The sequence below is a fragment of the Aeromonas sp. R10-1 genome, assembly GCF_040908465.1.
GTDB lineage: Bacteria > Pseudomonadota > Gammaproteobacteria > Enterobacterales > Aeromonadaceae > Aeromonas > Aeromonas caviae.
This window is the reverse complement of the sequence record NZ_JBFODT010000007.1, coordinates 20,525-35,047: the sequence shown is the minus strand read 5'-3', so window position 1 is coordinate 35,047 and position 14,523 is coordinate 20,525. Positions and strand designations below refer to the sequence as shown.

15 protein-coding genes are annotated in these 14,523 nt (G+C 62.6%); 9 read left to right on the top strand and 6 right to left on the bottom strand.

Annotated elements, in window-relative coordinates:
* Positions 1-25 precede the first annotated feature (25 nt).
* The 3 genes from arsC to AB5Y93_RS03755 all read left to right on the top strand — a co-directional run bounded on the left by arsC (position 26) and on the right by AB5Y93_RS03755 (position 2,067).
* Entirely contained in the window at positions 26-376 is a 351-nt protein-coding gene (arsC, locus tag AB5Y93_RS03765; RefSeq protein WP_010674260.1) for an arsenate reductase (glutaredoxin), read from the top strand.
* On the top strand, positions 373-738 hold the full coding sequence (locus tag AB5Y93_RS03760; RefSeq protein WP_324040661.1) for a DUF2069 domain-containing protein: 366 nt from the start codon (positions 373-375) through the stop codon (positions 736-738). The genes arsC and AB5Y93_RS03760 overlap by 4 nt, the downstream gene beginning before the upstream one ends.
* Positions 739-996: 258 nt before the next feature.
* Positions 997-2,067, top strand: a complete 1,071-nt coding sequence (locus AB5Y93_RS03755; RefSeq protein ID WP_103243378.1) for a linear amide C-N hydrolase — start codon at positions 997-999, stop codon at positions 2,065-2,067.
* Positions 2,068-2,105: 38 nt separating this feature from the next.
* Here the strand turns inward: AB5Y93_RS03755 and AB5Y93_RS03750 are convergent, their stop codons facing one another.
* Together AB5Y93_RS03750 and AB5Y93_RS03745 are read right to left on the bottom strand one after the other, a co-directional pair.
* Positions 2,106-2,717 carry an ACP phosphodiesterase gene (locus AB5Y93_RS03750; protein WP_368228829.1) on the bottom strand — a complete coding sequence of 204 codons (612 nt, stop codon included), beginning with the start codon at positions 2,715-2,717 and terminating at the stop codon, positions 2,106-2,108.
* Positions 2,714-3,037 (bottom strand): hypothetical protein, encoded by a 324-nt coding sequence (locus AB5Y93_RS03745; RefSeq protein WP_029314324.1) that lies wholly within the window; start codon positions 3,035-3,037, stop codon positions 2,714-2,716. The genes AB5Y93_RS03750 and AB5Y93_RS03745 overlap by 4 nt, the downstream gene beginning before the upstream one ends.
* A gap of 65 nt (positions 3,038-3,102) precedes the next feature.
* On the opposite strand from AB5Y93_RS03745, the gene AB5Y93_RS03740 reads away from it, so the two are divergent.
* Both AB5Y93_RS03740 and iadA read left to right on the top strand, forming a co-directional pair.
* Complete coding sequence (locus AB5Y93_RS03740; protein WP_161646882.1) at positions 3,103-3,882, top strand: ABC transporter substrate-binding protein; 780 nt, start codon at positions 3,103-3,105, stop codon at positions 3,880-3,882.
* Positions 3,883-3,940: 58 nt separating this feature from the next.
* The gene (gene iadA / locus AB5Y93_RS03735; protein ID WP_368228828.1) at positions 3,941-5,071 is read left to right on the top strand and encodes a beta-aspartyl-peptidase; all 1,131 of its coding nucleotides are present in this window, start codon (positions 3,941-3,943) and stop codon (positions 5,069-5,071) included.
* A gap of 82 nt (positions 5,072-5,153) precedes the next feature.
* Here iadA and AB5Y93_RS03730 read toward each other — a convergent pair whose 3' ends face one another.
* The gene (locus AB5Y93_RS03730; RefSeq protein WP_041215456.1) at positions 5,154-6,056 is read right to left on the bottom strand and encodes a lysine exporter LysO family protein; all 903 of its coding nucleotides are present in this window, start codon (positions 6,054-6,056) and stop codon (positions 5,154-5,156) included.
* Positions 6,057-6,588: 532 nt separating this feature from the next.
* On the opposite strand from AB5Y93_RS03730, the gene AB5Y93_RS03725 reads away from it, so the two are divergent.
* The 4 genes from AB5Y93_RS03725 to AB5Y93_RS03710 all read left to right on the top strand — a co-directional run bounded on the left by AB5Y93_RS03725 (position 6,589) and on the right by AB5Y93_RS03710 (position 9,740).
* Positions 6,589-7,359, top strand: a complete 771-nt coding sequence (locus AB5Y93_RS03725; RefSeq protein WP_010674267.1) for an ABC transporter ATP-binding protein — start codon at positions 6,589-6,591, stop codon at positions 7,357-7,359.
* A gap of 65 nt (positions 7,360-7,424) precedes the next feature.
* Positions 7,425-8,198, top strand: coding sequence for an ABC transporter substrate-binding protein (locus AB5Y93_RS03720; RefSeq protein ID WP_041212797.1), 774 nt, complete (start codon positions 7,425-7,427; stop codon positions 8,196-8,198).
* Between the two features lie 105 nt (positions 8,199-8,303).
* The gene (locus tag AB5Y93_RS03715) at positions 8,304-9,044 is read left to right on the top strand and encodes an ABC transporter permease (RefSeq protein WP_010674269.1); all 741 of its coding nucleotides are present in this window, start codon (positions 8,304-8,306) and stop codon (positions 9,042-9,044) included.
* Between the two features lie 3 nt (positions 9,045-9,047).
* Positions 9,048-9,740: an ABC transporter permease gene (locus AB5Y93_RS03710; protein ID WP_043156313.1), complete on the top strand. Its 693-nt coding sequence runs from the start codon at positions 9,048-9,050 to the stop codon at positions 9,738-9,740.
* Between the two features lie 57 nt (positions 9,741-9,797).
* Here the strand turns inward: AB5Y93_RS03710 and AB5Y93_RS03705 are convergent, their stop codons facing one another.
* From AB5Y93_RS03705 to AB5Y93_RS03695, 3 genes are all read right to left on the bottom strand, one after another.
* A complete protein-coding gene (locus tag AB5Y93_RS03705; protein ID WP_041215455.1) occupies positions 9,798-10,439 on the bottom strand; it encodes an energy-coupling factor ABC transporter permease in 642 nt (213 codons plus the stop codon).
* Between the two features lie 94 nt (positions 10,440-10,533).
* Positions 10,534-11,376 (bottom strand): pyruvate formate lyase 1-activating protein, encoded by an 843-nt coding sequence (pflA, locus tag AB5Y93_RS03700; RefSeq protein ID WP_368228827.1) that lies wholly within the window; start codon positions 11,374-11,376, stop codon positions 10,534-10,536.
* 75 nt (positions 11,377-11,451) lie between these two features.
* Positions 11,452-14,391: an EAL domain-containing protein gene (locus tag AB5Y93_RS03695; protein WP_368228826.1), complete on the bottom strand. Its 2,940-nt coding sequence runs from the start codon at positions 14,389-14,391 to the stop codon at positions 11,452-11,454.
* Positions 14,392-14,523 lie beyond the last annotated feature (132 nt).

The following is a 14,523-nucleotide window of genomic DNA, read 5'->3' as shown; positions in this document are numbered from 1 at the left end:
TCTTGCGATTAATCAGGGAGTTATCATGAGCGAGACCCAAATCTACCACAATCCGCGCTGCTCCAAGAGCCGTGAAACCCTGGCCTTGCTGGAACAGCACGGGGTCGCCCCCGAGGTGGTGCTCTATCTGGAGCAGGCCCCGAGCGAGGCACAGATCCGCACCCTCCTGAGTCAGCTTGGCTTCACGGATCCCCGGCAGCTGATGCGCACCAAGGAAGATCTCTACAAGGAGCTGGGGCTCGGCGAGGTGAGCGGCGATGACCTCATTCGTGCCATGCACCAGCACCCCAAGCTCATCGAGCGCCCCATCGTCATCAAGAACGGGCAGGCCCGCATCGGTCGTCCGCCCGAGCAGGTGCTGGAGATCCTCAAGTGACCACCCGCTTCGCTCGCCTGCTGACCCTGGCCGGTTTTTTCGGCCTGCTGGGTTGGGTCATCCTCTGGCATCTGTGGCTCTCGCCTCACCCGGACCTCAATCCCTGGCTGTTGCCGGTGATCTGGACGGTGCCGCTGCTCTTCCCCCTCAAGGGCATAGTGCAGGGCAATCCCTACACCCACGCCTGGGGCAACTTCGTGCTGATGCCCTACTTCCTACACGCCCTGACCCTGATCACCACGGATGAGGGGGAGCGGTGGTTGGCGGTGGTGGAGCTGGTTCTCACCACCCTGGCGTTTGTGGGCACCATCTATTACGCCCGCCTGCGCGGCCGCGAGCTGGGGCTGAGTATCCGCAAGTAAGGAAGGCTGAGCCCCTCCCTGTCCGCCTGCTGGCGGGCAGGGAATGTGTCTGAAACCGACGCAAGCCAGCGAATGGCATCTGGCGGTATCGCCCCGAAGTGACTTGCTTATCTCCTTGATTAATTTATGGATATTGATCGCTGATTGGCAGGGACGCGCCTCTGTTGACAGATCTGCCACCTGGTTTGCCAGCCTCAGTCAGCCCCTGTTATGCAAAAAGGGGTATGCTTGTGTTTTCACCAGACTCGAGTGATCCATATGACAATCCTGCGTTCCCCCCTGTTGCACAAGACCCTGCTGGCCCTGACCGTCTCCCTCTCCGTCAGCTCCCTCGCCGATGCCTGTACCCGCGCCGTCTATCAGGGGGAGGGAGCGCTGGTGGTGACCGGTCGTACCATGGACTGGCGCAGCGCCATGCCGACCAATCTCTGGGCGCTGCCCCGTGGCATCGCGCGGGAAGGGGAGGCCGGCGCGCACTCCATGACGTGGACGTCGCGCTACGGCTCCGTGGTGGCGGCAGGCTTCGATGCGGGCACCGCCGACGGCATGAACGAGAAGGGGCTGGTGGCCAACCTCCTCTATCTGACCGAGTCCGAGTATGTGACCCCGAGCGACAAGGATCCGCGCAAGACCCTCTCCATCTCGCTCTGGGCCCAGTATGCCCTGGACAACTTCGCCACCGTGGCCGAGGCGGTCGCCGCCCTGTCGAAGGACGAGTTCTATGTGGTGACCACCCTGACCCCGGATGGCAAGCCGGGCCAGCTGCACCTCTCCCTCTCCGATGCGAGCGGCGATTCCGCCATCTTCCAGTACGTGGGGGGCAAGCTGCAGATCTACCACGACCGCAGCTATCAGGTGATGACCAACTCGCCGACCTTTGACAAGCAACTGGCCCTCAACGACTACTGGGAGGAGATTGGCGGTCTCACCATGCTGCCCGGCACCAACCGCTCGGCGGATCGATTTGCCCGCGCCTCCTTCTACATCAAGACCCTGCCAAAGACCGACCAGGCCAACGAGGCGGTAGCCGGGGTGATGAGCGTGATGCGCAACGTCTCGGTACCCATGGGGATCAGCACCCCGGATCAGCCCAACATCTCCACCACCCTGTGGCGCAGCGTGGCGGATCAGCAGCATCGCCGCTATTTCTTCGAGCTGACCCATCTGCCCAACACCTTCTGGGTGAGCATGGACAAGCTGGATCTCGCCGCGGGGGCCCCGGTGCGCAAGTTGCCCCTGACCGAGCAGCAGCTCTATGCGGGGGAGACGGCGGAGAAATTCGTCCCGGCCAAGGCGTTTCGCTTCCTGCCGGCCAGCCCCAAGGCCTGAGCATTCCCCCGATGACAACGCCCCGCTCGGGGCGTTTTTTATGGTGGGGATGAGGTGGCAGTGCGGTGGGCGGCGATCTGCGCCTCGCAAAAGCGCATCAGCTCCGGGTAGAAGTGCAGGAAGGCGTGCTCGGCCTCGATCCAGCGAGCCTGATCCAGGGCGTGGAGCGCCTCCCCGAGCGGCACGGGGCGGCGCAGCCGACGACCGATGCCGTTGAGGGCCGCCCCCACCCCTTCCCGGTACAGGTAGGAGGCAAGCCAGTCCTGCTCGGCCATGCGCCGCAGGGCCATCGGCAGTCCCTGTGGTAGGCTGTGATGATCCAGGAGAAGTTGACCATAGCTCTGCGCCAGAAAGTGGGGCAGGGGGGCTGCGCTGAACCTCTGCCAGTGCTGGCTGAGCCAGTGATCGTAGAGCATGTCCACCACAATGCCGCCGAAGCGGCGCCAGGGGGGGTCGAAGCTCGCCACGGCGGCCCGATGGGCCGGGTGGGCATCGGTGAAGGCGTCTATCTTGCGGTGCAGCCAGATCCCCTCGTCGAAGTGGTCAGCGAGACCCGTCGGCAGCGGGCCCTTGATGAAGTCCCCCAGCAGGTTGCCGGTGAGGGAACTGCCGGTATGGGCCGCCAGATGGAGGTGGGCGAGAAAATTCATGGGATGGGGCTCGCGTGCCTGGGCGTGAACGGGTGATCCGAGCCTAACGAATCGTGGCCGGATTGACCATGGGCAGGATGTTTCATCCCCAAGTCCCCTTGCCGGGCAAATTTGAGGCGTGGTAAGGTGCTTGCCATCTTTGTCACAGGACGCGACAAATCACCATGATGCGCAAAGCCAGAGGCTTTTTTCTGGCCTTCTACTTCAAGCCTTTCTATCTCTCCGAGTGGTTCGACGAATAGGTCGAGGCCCCGGAGCAGTTCATTGACGCCCATGGCGGCGTAATCCCGCTCATCTGCAATTTGCCGTTTGTTGGCCATCGCTTGCCTCTGCCTGCGATGCCTTGACCGCGCCTGTGCGCTTTTTATGTAATGGAGTACTCACGATGAAGACCACACTGACCCTGTCAGCCCTTGTTGCTGCCTGTCTGCTCGCCGCCCCCGTCACCGCCAAGGAGTGGAAGACGGTACGCTTTGGCGTGGAGGGGGCCTATCCACCCTTCTCATGGACCGATGCGTCCGGAGAGATCAAGGGATTTGACATCGATCTTGCCAACGCCCTGTGCCAGCAGATGGCCGTCAGGTGCGAGCTGGTGGCCCAGGATTGGGACGGCATGATCCCGGCCCTGCTGTCGCGCAAGTACGACGCTATCATCGCCGCCATGTCGATCACCGACGAGCGGCGCAAGAAGGTCGACTTCACCGAGAAATATGCCCACATTCCCAACCGCTTCGTGGCGGCCAGGGGCACCGAACTGACGCTGACGCCGGAAGGGATGGCGGGCAAGCGCATCGGCGTGCAGCGGGCCACCACCCACGACAAGTACCTGACCGACAACTTCGGCTCCAGCGTCACCATAGTGCGTTACGGCAGTGCCGATGAAGCCTACCTCGACCTGAAGGCGGGACGGGTGCTGGCCCTGCTGGCCGACGCCTCGGCCATCGAACAGGGGTTGCTTGGCAAGGAAGGGGGCGACAAGTTCGACTATGTGGGGCCGGCCCTGACCGACCGTCAATGGTTTGGCGATGGCATGGGGATCGCGGTGCGCAAGGGGGATCAGGATCTCAGGGCCAAGCTGAACGACGCCATCAAGGCCCTGCGCGCCAACGGCAAGTATCAGGAGATCAACCGGAAGTACTTCAAGTACGATATCTATGGCGGTTGATGGGTAACAGTCGGAGGGAGCCTGCTCCCTCCTTTTTCATGCAGCAAGGAGAGACCCCATGTTGACCCTGATCGAGGGTGCGCAGATCCATAGTCCGGCCCCGCTCGGCCAGCAGGATCTGCTGGTGGCGGATGGTCGCATCGCCTGGATGGGCAAGGGACTGACGGTTCCGGTCGACTGGCCACTGACGCGGGTGGACGCTGGCGGCCGCTATCTGGTGCCCGGACTGGTTGACCCGCTCGCCCATATCACGGGAGGCGGCGGTGAGGGAGGCTTCGGCTTTCGCACACCGGAGCTCTCGGCAAGGGAAGCTCTGGCGGCGGGGGTTACCACGCTCGTGGCGGCGCTCGGCACCGACAGCCTGACCCGCAGCCCGGCCCAGGTGCTCGGCAAGGTGCGCGAGTTTCGCGCCGCCGGGGTGAGCGCTTACATGTATACCGGCTCCTATCACCTGCCGGTCAAGACCCTCACCGGCACGGTGGAGTCGGACATCATGCTGATCCCCGAAGTGCTGGGGGTGGGGGAGGTGGCCATCAGCGATCACAGGTCCAGCGCCCCCACCCACGACGAGCTGGCGCGGCTGGCGAGCGAGGCGCGGGTGGCCGGGCTGTTGTCCGGCAAAAGTGGCGTCAGCTTCTTTCACCTGGGGGATGGCCGCGGGGCGCTGTCGCCCTTGCGGGCCCTGCGCGATGACACCGACATCCCGCTGCGCCAGCTCTACCCCACCCACTGCAACCGCAATCCCTGGCTCTTTGCCGAGGCCATCGAGTGGGGTCGGGCAGGCGGCTGGGTCGACCTCACCACGTCGAGCTTCCCGGATCTGCTGGATGACGGGGAGCAGCTCGCGGCCGACGCCCTGGTGGCGTTGCTGGCGGCGGGCGTGCCCGTGGATCGCATCAGCTTCAGCTCGGATGCCAACGCCAGTCTGCCGCGCTTTGACGGCGAGGGGCGGCTCATCGAGCTGCGCTGCGGCCAGATAGGGAGCCTGTGGCAGGAGGTGGTGGCGGCCTGCGGCAAGGGGGTGGCGCTGGAGACGGCACTGGCGGTAGTGACGGCCAATCCGGCCAGGGCGCTGGGGCTTGCGAGCAAAGGTACCCTGGGAGTAGGGCAGGATGCGGATCTGCTGCTGATCGATCCTGATACGTTCGCCATCGAGCGGGTGATGAGTGGGGGGCGGTGGCGCACCTGAATACCGGCGCCTGTCATCCAGCCCGCTCAGTTCATCAACAAAAAGCCCGGCAGCAGTGCCGGGCTTTGTCGTGCCATGGGGTTCAGATGGCCAGGAACCCCAGGATCAGAATGGGGCCGAGCAGGCTCAGGATAAAGCCGGAGACGATGGCCACCGGCACCACCTGGATGCCGCCGGATTTCTGGATTACAGGCAGGGTGAAGTCCAGCGCCGTCGCGCCGCCGTAGCCGATGGCGGCGCTGGGGTGGCGGCGCATCAGCACCGGGATGATGAGGATGGCGATAAGCTCGCGCCCCAGATCGTTGATGAAGGCGGCGGAGCCCAGCACCGGGCCCAGCTTGTCCGCTACCAGAATGCCGGAGAGCGAATACCAGCCAAAACTGGAGCTCATCGCGAGGCCATGGGCAAAGGGCATGCCGAGCAGCTGGGCGGCCAGCAGGCTGCCGAGCCAGCTGCTGAGGATGACGGTGAGCGCGATCTTCATGCCCCAGGGGTTGAGCAGGATCTGGCGCAGGCGCATGCCGGAGTTGCGCATCTGGATGCCGATGAGCAAGAGCAGCAGCATCAGGGCCCACTCGCTCAACTTGTCGATGGGCAGGGCGCGCAGGTCCACCACCAGCCCCAGCAAGACGCCCCCCAGCACCACGAAACAGAGCTGGAGGGATTCCCACAACAGGTGCAGCTTGCTCGGCATCTTGCCGTCGCTGGCCTCGTGGGTGGGGGGGCTGCGTTTGTCCAGCCACCACAGGGCCAGCAGGTTGCACAGGGTAATGGCGGCGAGCATCACCCCTGCCACCTTGAAGATCACTGCCAGGTTGCTGCCCAGGTTCTCCACATAGGCCAGTCCCAGCCCCATCAGGAACAGGATGAGGTAGACCATCTTGCCCAGGGACTGGTTGACCAGCTTGATCAGACGGGCGGAAGAGAGGGGAACCAGATAGCCGATCACGAGCGGCAGCAGGATCAGCAACACATTGAGCAACATCGGGGCCTCGATCACAAAACGTGGAAAAACGGCACCTTATCACGACTTGTTGCACCTGTGTCACGGATCTGTGCATCAGCATGGCCCATACAGGACTTTTTTATCATATTGTTGTGTTTTTTGATGACAGTCGGCTCTGTACGCAAACGGGGAAAGAGGGCCACATCACCTGAAAAATCAATTTCATCCCCATGAAATGACGAGAGAAGGGGAATCTGCCCGGGTGAATAAAGTCCTTTTGGGTGACATCTGGCGGATATGGTGAAATATGCTTGCTACCAGTGCGCTGCGGGTATAAAAGAGCGGTAGGGAAGGTGCGACAAAAAATGGATTTTATGCAGACAAAGTGCTGAAAAATACTCAGTAGGCCAATAAAAATACAGATAAAACACCAAATACCTCGGTTCTGTATTGTTTTTTCACTACCTCAATGATATTTTCGCTGAAGGTTGCCATCGGTTAACGTTTTGTTAAATGGACGATGGTGGAGTCACGCCGAAGCGGCGTCTAGGGACAGACAAGGTTGTAATGGATGAGCGACGTTGCCGCACTGGAAGTTCGTGATCTGCACAAGTATTTTGGCACCCACGAAGTGCTCAAGGGCATCGATATGACGGCCCACAAGGGGGATGTGATCTCCCTCATCGGCTCCTCGGGTTCGGGGAAGTCGACCTTTCTACGCTGTATCAATCTGCTTGAAACTCCCTCATCGGGCAGCGTCTCCCTCCATGGGGAGCTGATCCGGATGAAAACCAGCCGTTCCGGCGAACGCCTGCCGGAAGACATGCGCCAGGTGGAGCGTATCCGCAGCCGGTTGGCCATGGTGTTTCAAAGCTTCAATCTCTGGTCCCACATGACCATCATGCAGAACATCATCGAAGTGCCCATCCAGGTGCTCAAGGTGCCCCGTGCCGAGGCCATCGCCAAGGCGGAGCATCTGCTCAACCGGGTGGGGCTGTGGGAGCGTCGCGACTATTATCCCGGTCACCTCTCCGGCGGTCAGCAGCAGCGGGCCGCCATCGCCCGGGCGCTGGCGGTGGAGCCGGAGGTGATGCTGTTTGACGAGCCCACCTCGGCCCTCGACCCTGAACTGGTGGGGGAGGTCCTTGGCCTGATGCGCGAGCTGGCGGAAGAGGGGCGTACCATGATGGTGGTGACCCACGAGATGTCCTTCGCCCGCGACGTGTCGAACAAGGTGATGTTCCTGCACCAGGGGCGCGTGGAGGAGGAGGGCAATCCCAAGGAGATCTTCGCCCATCCCAAGTCGGAGCGATTCAAGCAATTCATCTCGTCCATCTATTGATGGACGGGATTCAATTTCAACCATCCGTACTTTCAACGATCGACGTGTTTATCAAGGAGAGATACATGAACAAGCTGATGCTGGCGACTGCCGTGATGACGGCCCTGTGTTCCGGTAGCCTGATGGCCAAGGAGTGGAAAGAGGTCCGGATCGGGGTGGAAGGAGCCTATCCCCCCTTCTCCTGGACCGAGCCGAGCGGCGAGGTGAAAGGCTTCGACATCGACATCGCCAATGCCCTGTGCGACGAGATGAAGGTGAAGTGCACTCTGATCAAGCAGGACTGGGACGGCATCATTCCGGCGCTGCTGTCGCGCAAGTATGACGCCATCATCGCCACCATGGACATCACCGAAGAGCGCAAGAAGAAGGTGGACTTCACCCAGAAGTACCAGCACATCCCGGCGCGCTTCGCCGCCAAGAAAGGGACCGAGATCCAGCTCGACAAGGCCTTCATGGACGGCAAGACCATCGCCGTGCAGCGTGCCACCTCCATGGATACCTACATCACCGACAACTTCCCCAACGCCACCATCAAGCGCTACGGCACTGCGGATGAAGCCTACCTCGATCTGAAATCCGGCCGTGTCGACTACGTGATGGCCGACTCCGCCGCCATCAGCGACGGCCTGCTGAAGAAGGAAGGGGGCGATGCCTTCGAGTTCATCGGCCCGAAACTGACCGATCCCAAGTGGTTTGGCGAGGGTGCCGGCATCGCGGTGCGCAAGGCTGACAAGGATCTGAAAGAGAAATTCAATGCCGCCATCCTGGCCCTGCGTGCCAATGGCAAGTACAAGGAAATCAACGACAAGTACTTCGACTTCGACGTGTACGGCGAGTAAGCCGACGTCAGGCGAACAACGACAGGTTGATCCCGTCAGTAGTCATCGGGCCCGTTGCCTTCCGCTGGGAGTGACGGGCCCGATTGCGATGGAGCTGCATTGCATATGTTTGATTTGAAAGGATACGAAACCTCTCTGCTGGAGGGGGCCTGGATCACCCTGGAGGTGGCGCTTGCCTCCCTGCTGCTGGCCCTGGTGCTCGGCATGCTGGGGGCCCTGGCCAAGCTCTCTCCCTACAAGTGGGCACGCGGCATCGCGGCGGCCTACACCACCGTCATTCGCGGCATCCCGGATCTGGTGCTGATGATGTTGCTCTTCTTCGGTGGTCAGGTGCTCATCAACGGGATCTGCACCTGGGTCAACGAGGCCTACAACAACCACCTGCTGGCGAGCAACCCGAACCAGGAGTGGGTCTCCCTGCTGCCCGATTACATCGACATCAGCCCGTTTGCGGCCGGGGTCGCCACCATCGGCTTCATCTTCGGTGCCTACATGACCGAGACCTTCCGCGGCGCCATCCTGGCGGTGGACAAGGGGGAGCTCGAGGCGGCCCGTGCCTTCGGCATGCGGGCAAGCCAGGTCTTTGTGCGGATCCTCTTTCCCCAGATGATGCGCCACGCCCTGCCCGGGTTTGGCAACAACTGGCTGGTGCTGCTGAAAACCACGGCCCTGGTCTCCATCATCGGGCTCGATGACATGGTGCGAAAGGCGTCGCTCGCGGCGGGTTCGACCCAGCAGCCTTTCACCTTCTACATGGCGGTGGCGCTGATCTTCCTGGTCTTCACCGCAGTCTCTACCTCGGCGCTCAAGTGGGCCGAGCGTCACTACGCCATCAAGACGAGGTAAGCCATGGATTTCTCGATCATTCTCAAGGAGTGGCCCACCTACTGGGAGGGTCTCTATACCACCATCTGGCTGGTGGCCGCCTCGCTCATGCTGGGGCTCATGCTGGCGGTGCCCATGGGCATACTGCGCAACAGCCGCAACTGGTTGATAAAGGGGCCAATCTGGGCCTATATCTACTTCTTTCGCGGCACCCCGCTCCTGGTGCAGCTTTTCATCATCTACTACGGTGCCGCCCAGTGGGAGTGGCTCAAGAACAGTGCGGCCTGGACCCTCTTCTCGGAAGCCTGGTTCTGTGCCCTGCTGGCGTTCACTCTCAACACCGGCGCCTATACCGCCGAGATAGTGCGCGGCGCCGTGATGAACATGCCCAAGGGGCAGATAGAAGCGGCAAGCGCCTTCGGCATGACCCGCTGGCAGACCCTGACCCGCATCATCCTGCCCAACTCGTTTCGCCGTGCGCTGCCGGCCTACAGCAACGAGGTGATCTTCATGCTGCAGGGATCGGCGGTGGCGGGCATCATCACCATCGTCGATCTGACGGGGGCCGCGCGGATCATCAACTCCCGCTACTACAGCCCGTTCGAGGCGTTCCTGACCGCAGGTCTGCTCTACATGCTGCTCACCTTCGTCATCGTCTGGTTGTTCAAGAAGTGGGAAGCCCGCTGGCATGCCCACCTGCGCCCGCGCAGCGTCTGACTGCCAGCAGAGAAAAAGCCCGCAACTGCGGGCTTTTTTTATGGACCCCGGGCAGGCTCAGCGCCCCAGGTACTCCCTGTCGAAGAAGGTGTTGACCCAGTGGGGGCGATAGACGGCGAGCAGGGTCATGGTCATGCCGTTGAGGAGCGCCTCGGGGAAGAGCAGCAGCGGCCAGATGGAGAGGTAGTCGGCGCTGATGGTGTGCCAGGAGTAGGTGCCGCTCACCCCCATCAGCAAGGCGCTGGCGATCACCTTGGCCGAGATGCTCAGCGCCCCCCCGAGAAATGCTGCCACGAACAGATAGACGAAGAGGTGGCGAGGCAGCCAGGCCCAGCTCCCCAGAAACAGCAGCCAGCTGGTGGCCACCGGCAGGGCAACGCCGATGAGGGCTTGCCAGCCAATGTCGGCCAGGGGGATGACCCCGAAGTAAGCGAGGAGCAGCAGGGTGAGGCAGGGGGCAAGCAGGGCGAGGCGCCAGCCCAGCAACAGGGTCAGGCTGGTGAGGCCTAGAAAGTGGATCTCGAGCCCCTCGTGCAACCCGGCCCGCAAGGTCCACAGCGGTACCAGCACGATGGCGCCGCCGAGGCAAAGATGCTGATAGAGCGGGTGGGCGCCAAGGGTGCGCAGCAGGGAGGCGTTCAGACTGAAGGCGAGCAGCACCAGCCAGAGCAGGAGGGCGGCGACTTGTCCTTCACTCATGAGCGGTTCCCCCGGATGCGGCTGTCGGTGATGGCGCCGTGGCGAACGCCGGCGCAATGAAAAGAGGCCGCCCTCTGCCGGGCGGCCTCCTGTCTCAATACTTCACGTTGGGGTGATACTTGCCAAGGATGCCCTGGACCCTGTCCATGGTCTCCTTGCTGGGGGGCTTGATGCCGACCAGATCATAGGTATCTCCCAGCACGTCCCACTTGTGCTTGCCAAGTTCGTGGTAGGGCAGCAGCTCCACCTTCTCGACGCACTCCCCCAGCTCGGCGATGAACTGGCCGAGTCCTTCTGCGCTCTCGTCATCGTCGGACCAGGTGGGCACCACCACGTAGCGGATCCACATGGTCTGACCGCGGGAGGCCAGGTAGCGGGCGAACTCCAGGGTGTACTTGTTGCTGACGTGGGTGAGGGGAATGTGCTTCTCGTCGTTGATCTGCTTGATGTCGAGCAGCACCAGATCGGTGTTGTCCAGCACCCGGTCGAGCAGCTCGTCGTAGTGACGCACGAAACCGTTGGTATCCAGGCAGGTGTGGATCCCCTGGGCCTTGCAGGCGGTGAACAGTTCGGCGATGAACTCCTGCTGCAGCATGGCCTCGCCGCCGGAGGCGGTCACGCCACCGCCGGAGGCATTCATGAAGTGACGATAGCTGGTGAGATCCTTCATCAGCTCGGGCACGGTGACCTCGCGGCCGCCCTGGGTGTCCCAGGTGTCCCGATTGTGACAATACTTGCAGCGCATCAGGCAGCCCTGCATGAACACGATGAAGCGGATGCCGGGGCCGTCGACGGTCCCGCAGGTCTCGACGGAGTGGATCCGGCCAATGATGTCGGCAGTGCCGGTGTCGCTGGCTTCAACGGTCGGGATCCGCTGCGTGCCGGGGGTGGCAGGTCCCTTGGATTCAACGGCGGGGATCCGGTTAATGACTGACATAGACGACTCCAATGGTGCGGACAAGGTTCGAGCGGTCGTTATTTTATGACAGAAAGCCCTATAAATCCTACCAGTTTAGCCCGCAGGGGTGGCACCCAGCAGGCTCTCCAGTGCCTTGACGGGGAGCGGCCGGCTGGTGAGGAAGCCTTGATAATGCTGGCATCCCAGGGCCTTGAGCACGGCGAGCTGCTCCTCTTCCTCCACCCCTTCGGCGGTGACGGTGAAACGAAACACCCGGGCGAGATCCAGGATGGCCTTGACGATGGCCTTGTCCTGTTCGCTGTGGACCAGGGTCTGGATGAAGCTTCTGTCGAGCTTCACTTCGTCGGCGGGCAGATCCCGCAGATAGGCCAGGGAGGAGTAGCCCGTGCCGAAGTCGTCGATGGAGATGAGCAGGCCGAGGGCCTTGAGCTGGCGGATCCTGGCGATACTCTCCAGCCGGTTTTCCAGCACCACGGACTCGGTGATCTCCAGCAACAGGCGCGATGGGGGCACCCCGGTGTCCCGCAGTATGTACTCCACCTGCTGCACGAAACCGGCGGTGTGGAACTGGCGGGCGCTGACGTTGACCGACAGATGGGGGATGGCGAGGCCGTTGTTGAGCCAGAAGCTGTACTGGGCGCAGGCGGTCTTCATCACCCAGTAGCCTATCTCCTGGATCAGGGTGGTCTCCTCGGCGATGGGGATGAACTCCCCGGGTGGCACCATGGTGCCGTCGGCCTTCTGCCAGCGCAGCAGCGCCTCTATGCCCGAGAGCGTGCCGTTGTCGACCCGGTATTGGGGCTGGTAGTGCAGCACCAGCTCGTTGTTGCGCAGGGCATCGCGCAGCTGGTTGTTGAGAGAAAGCTTGCTCTTCTCTTTTTCCGCCATGGCTTCACTGAAGAAGATATGGTTGCCCTGGCCCGCGCGCTTGGCCATGTGGACGGCGGTATCGGCCTGCTGCATCAGGACAAGGTGATCCTTGTCGTCATCGCTGAACAGGCTGATCCCCACGGAGGCGCTGCAGTGCAGCTTGTGATCGCCGATGTCGAAGGGGGCACGGAAGATCCCCATCAGCTCCCGGGCAAAGTGCTCCGCCAGGATCTTGGCGGTGATATAGCCCTGGCCCAGTGCCGTGAAGAGCAGGGCAAATTCGTCACCCGAAGTGCGGGCGAGCACCAGGTTCTCCTGGGGCAGGGACTTGAGTCGCACCACCACGGCCTGGAGCAGCAGATCGCCGCAGGCGTGACCGAGGGAGTCGTTGATGGATTTGAAGTTGTCCAGATCCAGCAGCAGCAGGGCCCCCCACTGACCACTCGGGGCCTGCAGGGTGCGCTGCATGATGTCGGTCAGGCTACGCCTGTTGTAGAGATCGCACAGGTCGTCGTAGTAGGCGAGGCGCTCGATGTGGCGGGCGGTCTCTTTCTCCTGGGTGATGTCGTGGAAGCTGCAGACGAAGTGACTGATCTCCTCCTCCTCGTCCTTGACCCCGCTCACCATGAGCCGCACCGGGAAGAGGTGTCCTTCCCTGTGCAGGCATTGTTCCTCCCCGAGCCAGTATCCCTGCCGGTTGACCGCCGCGATCACCTCCTCCTTGAGGGTGTCGCCATAGTAGGTGGGCCTCAGGGCGTCGATGTGCAGGCCCAGCATCTCCTCGCTGGCAAAGCCGGTGATGCGGCTGAAGGAGGCATTGACCTTGAGGATGATGCCCCCGTGATCCATCACCAGCAGGCCGTCGTGGGTGTTGAAGGCCACTTCGGCCAGGCGCAGGGCATCGTCATTGGCCAGGCGCTGCAACTCGCTGGCGGCCCGCTCGCGCTGTTCGTAGAGGACGTCCAGCAGTGGAGCGGGATCGGCCAGAGGGGTGGCGAGCAGCAGGGTGAGCTGCCCCAGGGGGAGACCGTTTGGCCCCGGGAAGGGGATGCCGACATAGGCCTTGGCGTCGAGGGCCAGCAGCTGGCTGGACTGGGGATAGCGCAGGGCCAGATCTTCCACGTAGAGACTCTGCCCGTGCTGGAAGATCTCCCGGCCCGGGCCGATGTCCATGGGCATGGGTTTGACGACGGCGAAGGCATCCCCCTCCACCACGCAGCGGGGAATGAGCCAGAGATCCTGGCCGCGAGGCTGAAACTCGCCGATCCAGCCCCTGTGGGCACCGCTCAGGCCCATGGCCCAGCGCAGCAGGGCGCGGCAGTAATCGTTGCCGGTCAGGTTGGCCAGCCCCGGGGGAGGCGCGAGGTCCGGGGTGTCGGTCGCCACGGGGTCCGGCTGCCAGTGGCCGAGCAAACGGGCGCAATGACGCACCAGTTGCAGGGTGTCATCGCTGATGAGGGTGCTCTCGGCATACTCCAGGCTGAGCACGCCGATGAGCTTCTCCTGCTCCAGCAAGGCGCCGTCCAGGCGGGAGCAGACATTGGCATCGGCCAGATAGTAGTGCTGGCTCAACATGGGCTGGTGGGCCGCCTCCGAGAAGCTCAGGGCGCCCCGGGCGCGCAGGGCCCGGATGTAACGGCTGTCTCCGCGAATGGCACCGAGCGCGTCCACCCCCAGGGTGAACACCGGGGTCAGCTGCTCGCCGCCAAGGGCGCCATGGGCCTGGTAGTGCCAGAGGATCAGGCGATCGGCCCCCAGGCACTCCTTGAGGCTCTCCAGCATGGCGTCATACTGCTGCTGGCTGGCCATCTGGCTCAGGCGCGGCAGTTGCAGGGACAGGCTGGCGGCGCTCTGCTGGGACTGGGTCTGCAGGCAGATGAGCCAGAAGGCGTCCTGCTCGTGGGAGAGGGAAATGTGCCAGAGGAGAGCGTCAAAGCGCAGCACCAGCTTGCCCCCCTTGCCGCTGGCCAGCCGCTGCTCGATGGGCTGGCGCAGGGCGTCCGGCAATTGGGCCGGCCAGGCACTGCGGGGCTCGTCGAGCCAGTGGAGCGGCGTCTGCATCACATCGGTCAGGGCGACCAGCCGTTGACTACGGGTATCCAGGCGGAAAAACAGGGGGGCCTGGCTGGCGGTCGGAAGATGGCTGAGCGCGGTAGACGACATGAACTGACACTATCCTGTTGAGCAATTGTCGGAGGGCAAGAATACTGCAAATCCGTGGCAAACAAAATTTCATTGAATTCTAAATTAGATAAGTCTAATTTATTGGTCATTTCATGTTGAGTGGAGTCTTGC